This is a genomic window from Mycolicibacterium vaccae NBRC 14118 = CIP 105934 (genome assembly GCF_001552715.1).
Lineage (GTDB): Bacteria > Actinomycetota > Actinomycetes > Mycobacteriales > Mycobacteriaceae > Mycobacterium > Mycobacterium vaccae.
Genome location: NZ_BCRS01000168.1, coordinates 1 through 12,760, shown reverse-complemented (window position 1 = coordinate 12,760; position 12,760 = coordinate 1). Strand labels below are relative to the sequence as shown.

The window sequence follows — 12,760 nt, the reverse complement described above, 5'->3', positions numbered from 1 at the left end:
GAGCGGGTCGCCGACGCCATCCGGTCGGTCCGGCCGGCGGTCGCCGACCTGGTCGAGCGCGGCTCGTACACCGGTGACGTCGCGGCCAAGGCCCTGGCCGGGGCCCGCGACTCCGCGCTGCAGGCCGCCGAGCGGATCACCCGCGAGCAGGGCGCCGAAGATGTGGCCGACGTGATCCACGCGGCCCGCGGCGCCACCGGCGTCCTGGATCCCGAGGAACTGCCGATCGCCGACTACGACGAGCTGAACGTCACCGAGGCGGCGAACGCGGTCAAGGACCTCACGGACCCGGCCGACATCCGCACGATCGTGGCCTACGAGGAGGCGCACAAGAACCGCCAGCGCGTGGTTTCGGCAGCGCAGACCCGCGTGGCCGCCATCGCGCAGGAGGTCGTCGGTATCAACTGACGTCGCACGTCACACGGGCCGGCACGGGATTTCCGTGCCGGCCCGGTTGCGCTCCGCTGCGGGGAGGGCTACGACCGAGGTATGAATTACCTCACAGGTGGTGCGGATCCGTTTCGGACCGGGCATCCCGAGGTCCGGCAGTGCGCACCGAACAAGGTCGGGGGTGACGCGAGTGAGCGCTGGACCTGGTGACGGTCGTCCCGGCGTGGTCGTGACCGCGGTGGCCGCCACCACCGCGCTGGCCACCGACGCCGAAGAGACCTGGGCCGAACTGCTCGCCGGCCGGAGCGGTATCCGCGCCCTGGACGCCCCGTTCGTGGCTGAATTCGATCTGCCTGTGGGGATCGGCGGGGCGGTGGCCGAGGACTTCGACGCCGAGCTGAACCGCGTCGAGATCCGCAGGCTGTCGTACATGCAGAAGATGGCGCTGGTGCTCAACCGGCGCCTGTGGGCTGCGGCGGACTCGCCGGAGATCGACACCACCCGGCTGCTGGTGTCGATCAGCCACGCGTTCGGAAGTACCCGGGATCTGGTCACGGCCTACGACGACTTCCGTTCCCGCGGAATGCGTGCGGTCTCGCCGCTGGCCGTGCAGATGCACATGCCGAACGCGCCCGCCGCGGCCGTCGGCCTGGACCGTCAGGCCAAGGCCGGGGTGATCGCCCCGATGGCCGCCGACGCGTCCGGTGCCGCCGCGGTGGCCGAGGCGTGGCGGCTGATCACGCTCGGGGAGGCCGACGCCGCGATCTGCGGCGGGGTGGAGTCGAGGATCGAGGCGGTCCCGATCGCCGCATTCCACAACCAGGGCCTCCTCGCCCACGACAACGAGCATCCCGCCGCGGCGTGCAAACCGTTCGACAAGTCGCGCGACGGCATGGTCTTCGGCGAGGCCGGGGCGCTGCTGCTGCTGGAATCCGAGGAGCACGCGCGGGCCAGGAACGCCCCGGTGCTGGCCCGGATGATGGGTGTCGGGGTCACCGCCGATGCCCATCACATGATCGAAGCCGACCCCGACGGTGAGCTGGCGGCCGCCGCGATCACCCGGGCGATGCGCACCGCCGGAGTGCAGCCCGACGAGGTGGACCACGTGAACGCCCATGCGGCGGGCACCCGCGGCGGCGACCTGTCCGAGGCGCGCGCGCTGCGGAAGGCCTTCGGTAGCCACAACCCCGCGGTGTGGGCCCCGAAGGCGGCACTCGGGCATTCGATGGGCGCCGCGGGCGCGCTCGAAGCGATACTCACGGTGCAGGCGTTGCGCGACTCGGTGGTGCCGCCGACGCTGAACCTGGAGATCGTCGACCCGGAGATCGATCTGGACATCGTCGCCGGCGAACCACGGCGCGGCCCGCTGGGCTGCGCGATGAGCGGCACCTTCGGGTTCGGTGGGCACAACGTGGCGCTGATCTTCGGCAGCGCCTGATCAACGCCGGCTGTGCGTCTCGGGCCGTTCGCCGCGGGTCAGCGGCGGAATGTGCTCCAGCGCGCCGGCCAGTCGGGCCAGGCCTGCCGAGAACTGTTGTGCCACAGAGCCGAGCGTTCCGTCGGTGTGCCGTGACAGCTGGTCCAGCCGGTCGCGGCTACGGTCGATCGCGGTCAGCGGCAGCGCGGCGACGACATTGCCAGGCGGTCGGCGCGCGACGACCGGATGCGGCCGCGTCGGTGCGGTACGACGCACCACCTCCCAGGCCGCGCCCAGCGCGACCAGCTGCGTGCGTGGCAGTGCGGCCTGCAACCGGGGCAGCAGCACGTCCTCCTCGTCGCGGACATCCTGGCGCAGCAGCTCGGCGATGCGCTCGAACAGCACGCGGTGACGCTGCTCGTCGGGTCCGGCGCGCTCCACTTCGGTGAACAGCTCGTTGATCTCCTGGTGTTCGCGTTCGATCTCCAGCGTGAGCTGATCTCCGTCCGCAAGCACCCGGCGGATGGCCGGCCACAGCACGGACTCCTCGGCGAAGGCATGAGGGAAGACCAGGCGGCACAGCCTGGTCAGCAGTTCCTGGCGACGGGCGCCGTCGGCGGCCTCGACCGCCTCGATCAACCGGTCGAGTTCCACATGGTCGCGTTTCTGGCGGACCAGCACACTGCGGGCGCCGCCGAGTTGCTCCTCGGTCTGCGTTGCGAGTGATTCCATGTCTGCGCGATACCCCAGGCCGCGCGGTTAAATCACCGTTTCCGGCTGTCTACTCTCGAGCGGTGACGATCTCCTACGATGCCCGCCTGCGTGACCAGGTCCGGCAGCGACTGGCGGGCCACACCCGCCGTACGGTGACCGACCCGGCCAAGCGCCACGCCGCGGTCGCGGTGGTACTCGTCGACTCCGAGGTCGGCGAGGACCGGGTGGACCCGGCGCCCGTCGAGGACTGGATCGCCGGCCGCCCGATGCCTGAGGATCTCGACGGCCGCATGGTCGACGTGTCCGGGGGCGCGGCGTTCTTCCTGTGCCGCAGGGCATCCCGGCTCTCGTCGCACTCGGCGCAGTGGGCGCTGCCGGGTGGGCGGCTGGACCCGGGGGAGACGGTGGTGGATGCCGCGCTGCGCGAACTCGACGAGGAGGTCGGGGTGCGGCTGCCCGGGTCCGCGGTGCTGGGTCTGCTCGACGACTACCCGACCCGGTCGGGCTACGTCATCACCCCGGTCGTGATCTGGGGTGGCGGCCGACTCGATCCCCGGCCCGCGCCCGACGAAGTGGTCGCGGTCTACCGCGTCGGCCTGCATCAGCTGCTGCGTGAGGACTCGCCGCGGTTCATCACCATCCCGGAGAGTCCCAGACCCGTGGTGCAGATCCCGCTCGGCAACGACCTGATCCACGCGCCGACCGGCGCGGTGCTGCTGCAGCTGCGGTGGCTGTGCCTGGAGGGCCGGCCCGACCCCGTCGACGAGCTGGAGCAGCCGGTCTTCGCCTGGCGGTAGGGCCTGGCGGCAGCAGTCGTGACGGCCACGGTCGAATGCAAAACGGTGACGGCTCTCGCATATCCGTTTCGGGCAGTGCTGTCGGCGGGTAGTCGGCCCTCGACAGCGAACTACTGCGGGACGGATACCAAAGATATGACCGCCACCCGGCATAGCGGACGGCACCGGCGTACCCGCCGACATGACCAGCTCAGATACCGTCTGACCACGGTTTCTCTGATGGGTGCCGGGGCCGCGGCGGGGTGGCTGTGGACCTCGTCGATCGCTTCGCCGGAGGTTGCGCCGGCGGCGCAGCAATCCCCGCCGGTGGCGCAGCAATCCCCGCCGGTGGCCGCGGCCCCCGCTGCGGCGGCCCCGCAGCAGATCCAGCAGGCGGGCCAGATCATCGCCGCGACGCCGGACTCGCTGACCACCAGCACACCCGACGGTCGGACCACCACGTTCCGGATCACCGCCGACACCGCCCAGATCGGGGCGCCGGGAACGAAGAGCCATGTCCTGGTGCTGGGTGTCGTGCACGACGGGGTCGCGGTGGCCACCGCGGTCACCGACCAGGGCGCCCTCGGCCCGGACGGCCCGCCGATGGACTATGACCTTCCCGCGTAAGGACTTTCGTACTTCGGATCAGCGCAACGGCGGCGTGCTGCGCCATTGATCCAGTGTGTCGGCCAGTCCGGTGGCGAGCACGGGCAGTTGCGGGACCAGCGTCATGCAACCGACGAACTGGAGCCGGCGTGCGTAGTCCATCACCCGGCGGATCTCGGGATCGGTCACCCGCATCCCGAGAGTCTTTGCCGCAGCGTCATATTCATCGACTGCTTGTGAGTCCAGCAGCGCGACATCCCATTCCACCGGCCCGCACGTGATGTCCTCGAAGTCGGCGAACTTGATTCCCGACCGGGTACGGATCACATTGTGCGACGGGCCGTCTCCCTGCACCGCCTGCACCGGTACACCCGGGAACGCCGACTCGAACGCGGCCCGGTCCGACAACACCGCGCGCAGCGTCTCGAACTCGGTGTGGGCGCGATCGACGTCGGCGGTGGTCACCCCGTCGGCGGTGCCGAGTGCGGCGAGCATGTCGGGCAGTCCGTCGTTGAACGGCGCCAGGAACGGCAGCTCCGCGGGATAATCGGCCAGCGCGCGGTGCAGCTCGGCGCTGTAGGACATGGCCACGCCGCGGTAGGCCTCGTGGTCGGGTGCGACGTCGGCCAGCTCCCAGAACGTCATGGAGAACCCGTCGCGGCGGACCGGGGCGCGGGGCACCCGTGGTGACGGCGGGACCACCGGGACACCCCGGCGGTCCAGCCAGTCCACGACGTCGAGTTCGCGCTGCTGGCGCGCGGCCTGTCGAGCCGGCTCGGTGCCGGCCGTCAGCACCACCGGAACGCGGGCGACGACCGGCTCGGGCACAAGATGGACGACGACGGAGAACACGTCGTGCAGCACCTCGCCGCGCTCGACGTCGAGCCCGAGATCGCGGGCCGCGAGCACCGCGGCGGCCACCGCGCGCTCGGTGCGGTCGCTGGTCACCGGTGATACCGCATACCGGCCAGCACGCTGTCGCGGTCGGTGTCGTCGTCGGCGTGGTCGAACGCGCGGCCCCGGCGCTCGGCCCGGGCGCTGCCACTGAACAGGCCCGAATCGGCCTGGGAGGCATCCCGGCGGAGCGCCGAGTCGTCAAACCGGCCGGCGTCGCGTTGGTGCTCGATCCGCTTGCGGGGCAACGCGCCCGGATTGGTGCGTTGCAACCAGGACACCATCCCCTCCCGGATGTCACAGCGCAGGTCGAACACCGCGCCTGCGTTCGGTGCGCTGAGCAGGATGCGCACCCGGACCAGACCGTCGACGGCGTCGGTGACCTGCAGGACGCCGACCCGGCCGTCCCACTTCTCGTTGGCGTGCAGCATCCGGTCCAGCTCGGCGCGCATCGCGTCGAACGGGACCGTGAAGTCGACGTCGAGCTCGACGGTGCCGAGCAGTTCGGTGGCGTTGCGGGTCCAGTTCTGGAACGGGGTGTTGGTGAAATACGTGCACGGCAACACCAGCCGTCGCTCGTCCCACAGGTGCACGACGACATAGGTCAGCGTGATCTCCTCGATGCGGCCCCACTCGTCCTCCAGCACCACCACGTCGCCGACGCGGATGGCGTCGGAGAACGCGATCTGGATGCCGGCGAACACCGAGCCGAGCGAGGTTTGCGCGGCCAGGCCGGCGACCACCGTCAGCACACCGGCCGACGCGAACAGGGTCTTGCCGATGTCACTGAAGGCCGGGAACGTCATCAGCGCCGCGGCCATGCCGAGCACGACCACCATCGCGACCACCAACCGCCGCAGGACGGTCACCTGGGTCTTGATCTTGCGGCGGTGCCGGTCGGCGTCGGTCAGACCTTCGTCGCCGCCGGCGAACCGGGCGATCACCTGGCGTTCGGCGACCCGGATCAGGCTCACCACCACCCAGGTCAGCATCGCGATGAGCGCGATGACCAGCGTGTGGTCCAGCCACCCGCGCCAGCCGGCCTGTTCGTCGGTGGTGCGGGTGACCGCCGCCGAGGCCGCGATGACCACCAGGGTCGCCCGCAGCGGCATCCGGGTCAGCTGAGCGACGTCGGCCAGTACCGCGCTGCGCCGGCCCAGTCGCTGCAGCAGCCAGGACACCGCCAGGCCGAGCCCATAGGCCATGGCCACGGCACCGCCGATCCAGGCGGCGGTGGCGGCGAGATGTGTGGCAGAGGTCAGTTCGATCGCGTCATCCATCACCGTGATGCGTTCCCGAGCAAGCAAAAGAGAAACCGTCGCGGCGCACGATACCGCCGAATGGGATTCAGCTCACAGCGCTTTTGCGACCTTGGCCTTGATCTTGTCGGGCAGCGCGTCGGCGACGGCCAGCTCGGGCAGCAGCGCGCGTTCACCCATCATCGCCCGGAACACGGTGCCGACCGTCACGGTGTGGTCGGGGCGGTGCACCACCTCGACGCGGTCGCCCGCCCGGATGGTCCCCGGCTCGATCACCCGGAAATAGGCGCCGGGCAGGCCGGCGGCGGTGAACGTCTTCATCCATCCCCGGACGTCGAGCCAGGTGGCGAACGTCCGGCACGGCGTGCGCGGGCTGGTGACCTCCAGCAGCAGTCCGTCGTCCCCGACGGTCCAGCGTTCCCCGATCAGGCAGGCCGACAGGTCGACCCCGGAGGTGGTGATGTTCTCCCCGAACATGCCGTTGGTGAGCTCGCGGTCCAGCTGCGCCGCCCAGTGGTCGAGGTCCTCGCGGGCATAGGCGTAGACGGCCTGATCGTCGCCGCCGTGATACTTGCTGTCGCACACCGAGTCACCGACCACACCGCTGCCCAGGCCGCCCTTGCGCGGGCCGGGCGCGCGGACGGCCAGCGGTTCGGCACTGGGCCGCTTGTCGATCCCGGACTTGCGGGAGCCGAGGTCGACCGGGGAGGTCGCGGTGTTCACCGTCAGAACCGATGCCATACCGACAGCTAACCAGCCGCTCCCAGCGGGCTATTCCAGCAGTTCCCAGCTGTCGTTCTCGCCGACGGGTTCCGCGGTGATCCGGAGCACCCGTTCCTGACCGCCGCCGTCGGTGGCCGTGCAGTCGAAGGTGTTGCCGATCTCGACGGCCGTGAGCCCTACGCCGCAGTCCACCGTGACGGGGAAGCCGAGCTGATTCGACAGATCGTCCGTCAACGCCGTTGCGGTGCTGGGCAAGTCGTAGAGCGTGTCCCTGGTGCTGAAGTCCACGTTGTAGTCGTCGTCGGTGACGGTGGATTCGACCCGGACGCGCTGTCCGTCGACCTCGGCGGTGCAGTCGAAGGTCGCACCCTTGCCGGGTTCCGGCGACTGCTCCGGACACTCCACGCCGGAGACCTGCCTGCCGATCGAGGAGTAGCTGCTGTTGAGCTCCTCGGCGATGGCCTTCTCCAGCTTGTCGTAATCCAGCCCGCCGCCGATCGAGAACTGGCACGCGGAGGCGAGCGCCGCCGCGCCGCCGGCGATCAGGGTGGCGCGGGCGGTCCGGACGGCCCGGGGCGGCGACATAAATCATGATCATATGGACCGGAAGCCCCGCTCCGCAGCGGAAACGTCACAAGCCCGCCGGATCGTCGGGCACGTCCACGGCGTAGCGGTGCAGCACCTCCAACGGCACCACATCGAGGGTGCGCTCGTGGGTGCAGGCCAGCACCACCGGGCAGGCGAACCCGTCCTGATGGGCCCGTAGCCAGTTCAGCGCGGTCACGCACCAGCGTTCGCCGGGCACCAGGCCGGGAAACCGGTAGGCGGGCATCGGCGTGGACAGGTCGTTGCCGATCGAGCGCTGATGGCTGAGGAACTCAGCGGTCACCACCGCGCAGATGGTGTGCCTGCCGAGATCTTCGTCGCCGGTGCTGCAGCAGCCGTCCCGGTAGAAGCCCGTCATCGGTTCGGTCCCACAGGGCTCCAGCGGTGCGCCCAGAACGTTTCGATCGACCATCGGCTCAGTATCGCCGAGTCAGATGCTCAGCCTGCGGTAACGCTGGAGTCGCCGTACACCCTGCGCCTGGGCGGCGCCCGGTACCGGCGTCAGCGCCGCGCTCATCCGGTCCCGCACCGCCGCGGTGTCCAGGCCCATCCCGATCGCGACCAGGCTGTTGGCCACCGCGGTCGACGGCGCGACCGCGACGTGGACCGTCGGCCCCACCACGTTCACGCTGTAGGTGCGGGTGGAGGTCCGGTAGCGCACCGCGATCGTGCCCTTCATCCGGTACACCCCGGCGGGCGGCTCCTCCAGCAGGCCGATGACCGCGCCGGGATCCACGCAGCCCTGCGTGGTCACGGTCACCGCATCCGCGTGGGTGGTGTCATGGTCATGGTCATGGTCCTGCGGGGCGGTCCCGGCATCGGACCACAGCTCGCGGAAGGTGAGTTGCCCGACATGGTCGGCGTCGCCGGCCACGTCGTAGAGCAGTGCGGGATCGACGCGACCGGCCGTGACGCCGACCACGTAGGCGTGCGGATTGAGTTCGCGGACCCGGCCTTCGATGCGTTCGAGGGCTTCGGCGCGGTCCCCCTCGGGAATCTGGTCGAGCTTGTTGACCACGACCAGGGTGGCCGCGGCGTAGCGCGCAGGCGGCGTGGCGTCGCGATCCACGGTGTCGAAGTGGGTCGCCGCGTCGAGGACGTCGACGACGCCGCCCGGGCGAATCCCGTCCACGCCGCTGAACCGGATGATGCGAGAGACCGCCACCGGGTCGGCCAGCCCGCTGGCCTCGACGATGATCGCGTCCAGCTTCAGCCGGGGGTCGGCGAGCCGGGCCAGCGCCACGTCCAGTCCGCCCTCGTCGGGCAGGCAGCAGATGCACCCGCCCGCGATCGACGCGGGTTCGTCGATCTGACCGGTCACCAGGCCCGCGTCCACGTTGAGTTCGCCAAAGTCGTTGATGACCACGCCGATTCGAGCGTCGGGGCTGCGTAGTACGTGATTGAGAAGCGTCGTCTTGCCCGCGCCGAGATAGCCGGTCAACGCGATCACGGGTATCGGCTGCACAGCTCGGCAGGCTACCCGGCACCGGCGTGCGCTGACCACCCGCGACGTCGGCCGGATGTGAGTAGCATTACCCGCGCAGCGCTTTCGTCGGTGCATGGGGGGATCAGTGCAGGCTGGGACAGGTGGCGGCGTCGGTTGCGACGCGAGCATCGCCGACGCGCCCGCGGATCTGCGTGAGCTGACGTCCCTGCTGAGAATCTCGGAGGCCGTGTCCCGGGCCGACCGCCTGGACGAGGTGCTCGAAGTCATCGCCGAACAGGCCATGGCGGCGCTGGGCGCGGCGTCGCTGTTGATCGGTAGGGCAGAACCGGACCGGGACGCGATCCAGGTGCTGGTCGACGTCGGCGAGCCGGCGACCCCGGGCCCCGGGCTGACCGTCCCGGTGATGGTCGGCGACACCGCATGGGGCGAGATCTCGGCGACACGAGCCGACGGCCGGGACTTCGATCACCGCGACGCCCAACTGCTGCAGGCGATCGCCACGCACACCGCGGTCGCGATCAGTCGCTCCGAACAACTGAGCACGGTGTGGCGGTACGCGTTCGAGGATCCGCTGACCGGTATCGCCAACCGCCGCGCGATCGACCGACATCTGAGTGAAATCGACTGGTGCACAGCCTATCCCGGAGCGCTGATCTGCGACCTGGACGGCTTCAAGCGAATCAACGACCGGGAGGGCCACCCGGCGGGGGACCGACTGCTCTGCGGGGTGGCCCGTGAACTGCACCGGCTGACGTCGGCGATCGACGGTGCGGTGGCCGCCCGGTTGGGCGGCGACGAGTTCTGCGTGCTGTTGCCCGACGCCACGCTGGCCTCGGCGCAGGTCTTCGCCATGGACGCCACGGCGGCCATCCGCGCCGAGGTGACCACCGCGGTCACCGTGTCCTGGGGTGCCGCGGTAGCCGGCCCCGAGATCGGTGACGGCGACGCGCTTCTGGCCGCCGCCGACGCCGCGTTGATGGAAGCCAAACGACAAGGCCCCGCGCACTACAGCACCGCTGAGCCGGCCCCGGCGGTGCCGGCCCCGGTGAACCGCCGGGTCACCGAGGACCGACCCTCGGCCGACCTGCTGCCCGGCATGGTGCTCGAAATGTTCTCCCAGCACAGCGATCTGACCGTCACGGCGGCGCTGGAACTGCTCGCGATGCAGGTGCAGCTGGTGACCGGCGTCGCGGCGTGGGCGGTCTCCGAGCACACCCCGGGCAGTGCGGCGTTGCGGACGGTGCGCGGCGTCGACAGCGTGCGCCGGGACGAATCGGGGCTGTGGGTGCTGACCGACCTCGGACCGTCCACGTACGAGCTGGCCCGGTATCCGACCTCGGCCCGCGCGGTGACCGAGGGCACGACGTTCGTTGCGGCCGTCGACCTGGCGGACTCCGACCCGGCCGAGGTGGCTCTGCTGGCCCGGCTCGGCTACTCCGCGGTGCTGGGTGTCGGCGTGCGTGCCGGCCCGCGGAACTATCTGCTCGAGTTCTTCTCGCGCGACGGGCACCACGAGCTGACCCGGATCGGGCCGATGGTCGAGGTTCTCGGCGGCTACTGCGTGTCCCGGCTCAACGGAAGCCGGTCGTCCCACCGTCGACCATGATCGTCTGCGCGGTGACGTACGACGCTTCGTCGCTGAGCAGGAAACACACCACGGGCCCGATGTCGGTGCCGACGTCGCCGAGCCGCCCCATCGGCACGCTCCGCAGACTGCGCTCGTACGCCTCGGGTGCCATCTCCCGCCACAGCCGGATACCGTCCGACTCGGCGAACGGGCACACCACGTTGACGCGGACTCCGTCGCGGGCCCATTCCATCGCTGCGGCTTTGGAGATTCCGCGGATCGCCTCCTTGGCGCCGGCGTAGGCGCCGAACTTCGGTTTGCCCATGGTGCCCGATCCTGAGCCGAGGTTGACGATGCTGCCTCCGCCGTTGCCGACAAGGACCGGATACACCGCCTGCATCAACTCGAAGGTGGCCCGCGGCCCCGTGTCGAAGACCAGGTCGTAGTCCTCCCGGGTGATGTCCTGGAAAGGCTTCGGCTCGTTGGAGGCGACCGCGTTGTTCACCAGACCGTGCACGGCGCCGAACGCATCGACCGCGGCCGCCACGATGCGCGGTGCGAAGTCCCGTTCGCGCAGATCGGCCACCAGTGGACGCACCGCGGGCCCCAGCTGTTCGGCCGTCTGGTTCACCAGTTCGGCGTCCCGATCGACGGCCAGCACCGACGCGCCGCGCTCGACCAGCGCCGAGGCGATGCCCTTGCCGACGCCGCGGGCCGCGCCGGTCACGATCACCGTGCGGCCGTCGAGCAATGTCGCGGGAACCCGGGCGGTCACCCCGTCACGGTAGGGCAGGCAGTTGGTTCTTGACGACGATTCCGTCCTTGACGATCACCGCGAGATTGGCCTTCGGGTCGCCCAGCAGGGCCAGGTCCGTGGTCGGATCTCCGTCGACGAGCAACATGTCGGCCCACGCTCCCGGGGTGATCTCGCCGAGGCGGGCGGCCTTGTACGGGTCGCGCTCGCCGGCCAGCCGGAACAGCTCGGCGTTGCCGGAGGTCAGCAGCCGCAATGCGTCCACCGTGCTCATGTAGTCACCGAGGCGGACGGCCATCGCGCTCTGCAGGTCGTCGCGGTCGGGTTCGAACAGCAAATCCGTTCCCCACGCGACTTTCACCCCGTGCCTGGTGGCCCAGGTGTACAGCTGGTCGGTGCCCGCACAGATCTCGCGGTTCTTCTCGGCGCTGTCGGGATTGAGGAAGCTGTGGTCGTGTTCGGCGAAGGGCTGCGTCGAGAGCCACACCCCGCGCTCGGCGAGCATCGCGATGGTGGGTTCGTCGGCGAGGTGCCCGTGCTCGATGGACTTCACGCCCGCCTCCACCGCACGCCGGATCCCCGTCACGTTGTACACGTGGGTGGCCACGTAGGTGCCGTAGTCCTCGGCGGCCTGCACCGCGGCCCGTAGTTCCGGCTCGGTGAACTGCACCGTGTAGAGCGGGTCGTACAGCGACGCGGCGCCGCCGCCGACCATCAGCTTGATCTGGGAGGCCCCCAGCTTCAGCTGTTCGCGGACCGCGGCCAATACCCGGTCGGCGCCGTCGGCAACCCGCATGAAGCCGATCTCCTCGGCGCGGGATTCATTGCCGCCCAGAGCGGTTGGCGTCTCGTAGACGAAACCGAAATCTCCGTGACCGCCGGTCTGGGAGATCGCGGCCTGGCTCGGGTAGATCCGCGGGCCCAGCTCAGGACGGGCATCGATGACCTTCTTGATGCCCGCGGTGTCACCTGCCATGTCGCGCACCGTGGTGAAGCCGCGCAGCAGCGTGTCCTTCGCCGCGGCGAGCGTGGCGGCGGCCAGATGGGTCTGCGATCCCATCGCGAGGTCGAGCAGCGTGTTGGCCATCCCTACGAGGTGGATGTGCGCGTCGCTCATGCCGGGCATCAAGGTGCGCCCGCCACCGTCGAGCACGGTGGTCCCGTCGGTCTCGGCCACCGGCGATGTCTCCACCGCGGCGATGGTGCGTCCCTCGACCAGCACGTGGCCGTCGACCACCCGGTCGGAGAGACCGTCGAAGATTCGCACGTTCTTGATCAGCAGACGTCGTCCCGCGGAACCGGCCTCAGCCACTGTGGCTACCTCCTCGTGTCCCGCCACACGTTAGCTGAAGAGCACGGAAGGGCCGGGCCCCTGGGGGCCCGACCCTTCCGGAGAGACGGTGTTACTCAGTCAGTCAGATCACGCGGCGTCAGATCACGGCGCGGGAATGGTGGCGCACCCGATGCCCGGGATACAGCCGGCGGCGCCGTCAGGTCCTGCGGTGCCGGCCGGACCGCCGGGGATCGCGCCGGTGGCGCCACCCGGTCCGGCCGCACCTGCGGGACCGCCGGGGATGACGCCGGAAGCGCCGCCGGGACCGGCCTCA

General features: G+C 70.3%; 13 protein-coding genes and 1 pseudogene. 5 read left to right on the top strand and 9 right to left on the bottom strand.

The window, feature by feature from the left end; genetic code table 11:
- Positions 1 to 408, top strand: a pseudogene (locus MVA01S_RS24715) (ferritin-like domain-containing protein); the annotation flags it as partial.
- Between the two features lie 172 nt (positions 409 to 580).
- Entirely contained in the window at positions 581 to 1,828 is a 1,248-nt protein-coding gene (locus tag MVA01S_RS24710) for a KasA/KasB family beta-ketoacyl-ACP synthase (protein WP_110765633.1), read from the top strand.
- Here MVA01S_RS24710 and MVA01S_RS24705 read toward each other — a convergent pair whose 3' ends face one another.
- A complete protein-coding gene (locus MVA01S_RS24705) occupies positions 1,829 to 2,539 on the bottom strand; it encodes a hemerythrin domain-containing protein (protein ID WP_003931427.1) in 711 nt (236 codons plus the stop codon). It lies immediately after the preceding gene.
- 62 nt (positions 2,540 to 2,601) lie between these two features.
- Between MVA01S_RS24705 and MVA01S_RS24700 the strand changes: the two genes are divergently transcribed.
- Together MVA01S_RS24700 and MVA01S_RS24695 are read left to right on the top strand one after the other, a co-directional pair.
- Positions 2,602 to 3,318, top strand: a complete 717-nt coding sequence (locus MVA01S_RS24700; protein WP_060941728.1) for an NUDIX hydrolase — start codon at positions 2,602 to 2,604, stop codon at positions 3,316 to 3,318.
- Positions 3,319 to 3,537: 219 nt separating this feature from the next.
- On the top strand, positions 3,538 to 3,924 hold the full coding sequence (locus MVA01S_RS24695; protein ID WP_003931425.1) for a hypothetical protein: 387 nt from the start codon (positions 3,538 to 3,540) through the stop codon (positions 3,922 to 3,924).
- Positions 3,925 to 3,942: 18 nt separating this feature from the next.
- On the opposite strand, the gene MVA01S_RS24690 is transcribed toward MVA01S_RS24695, so the two are convergent.
- From MVA01S_RS24690 to MVA01S_RS24665, 6 genes are all read right to left on the bottom strand, one after another.
- Complete coding sequence (locus tag MVA01S_RS24690) at positions 3,943 to 4,851, bottom strand: phosphotransferase (RefSeq protein WP_060941727.1); 909 nt, start codon at positions 4,849 to 4,851, stop codon at positions 3,943 to 3,945.
- A complete protein-coding gene (locus MVA01S_RS24685) occupies positions 4,848 to 6,077 on the bottom strand; it encodes a mechanosensitive ion channel family protein (RefSeq protein ID WP_003931422.1) in 1,230 nt (409 codons plus the stop codon). The genes MVA01S_RS24690 and MVA01S_RS24685 overlap by 4 nt, the downstream gene beginning before the upstream one ends.
- Before the next feature lie 72 nt (positions 6,078 to 6,149).
- The gene (locus MVA01S_RS24680) at positions 6,150 to 6,797 is read right to left on the bottom strand and encodes an MOSC domain-containing protein (protein ID WP_003931421.1); all 648 of its coding nucleotides are present in this window, start codon (positions 6,795 to 6,797) and stop codon (positions 6,150 to 6,152) included.
- Positions 6,798 to 6,827: 30 nt separating this feature from the next.
- A complete protein-coding gene (locus MVA01S_RS24675; protein WP_003931420.1) occupies positions 6,828 to 7,364 on the bottom strand; it encodes a DUF4333 domain-containing protein in 537 nt (178 codons plus the stop codon).
- A gap of 46 nt (positions 7,365 to 7,410) precedes the next feature.
- On the bottom strand, positions 7,411 to 7,797 hold the full coding sequence (locus tag MVA01S_RS24670) for a DUF2237 family protein (RefSeq protein ID WP_003931419.1): 387 nt from the start codon (positions 7,795 to 7,797) through the stop codon (positions 7,411 to 7,413).
- Positions 7,798 to 7,815: 18 nt separating this feature from the next.
- Entirely contained in the window at positions 7,816 to 8,850 is a 1,035-nt protein-coding gene (locus MVA01S_RS24665) for a CobW family GTP-binding protein (RefSeq protein ID WP_040541725.1), read from the bottom strand.
- 94 nt (positions 8,851 to 8,944) lie between these two features.
- Between MVA01S_RS24665 and MVA01S_RS24660 the strand changes: the two genes are divergently transcribed.
- The gene (locus tag MVA01S_RS24660; protein WP_081529081.1) at positions 8,945 to 10,438 is read left to right on the top strand and encodes a GGDEF domain-containing protein; all 1,494 of its coding nucleotides are present in this window, start codon (positions 8,945 to 8,947) and stop codon (positions 10,436 to 10,438) included.
- Here the strand turns inward: MVA01S_RS24660 and MVA01S_RS24655 are convergent.
- On the bottom strand, positions 10,404 to 11,174 hold the full coding sequence (locus tag MVA01S_RS24655) for an SDR family NAD(P)-dependent oxidoreductase (protein ID WP_003931416.1): 771 nt from the start codon (positions 11,172 to 11,174) through the stop codon (positions 10,404 to 10,406). The genes MVA01S_RS24660 and MVA01S_RS24655 overlap by 35 nt on opposite strands.
- Before the next feature lie 4 nt (positions 11,175 to 11,178).
- Entirely contained in the window at positions 11,179 to 12,465 is a 1,287-nt protein-coding gene (locus MVA01S_RS24650; RefSeq protein WP_003931415.1) for a metal-dependent hydrolase family protein, read from the bottom strand.
- Between the last annotated feature and the right edge of the window lie 295 nt (positions 12,466 to 12,760).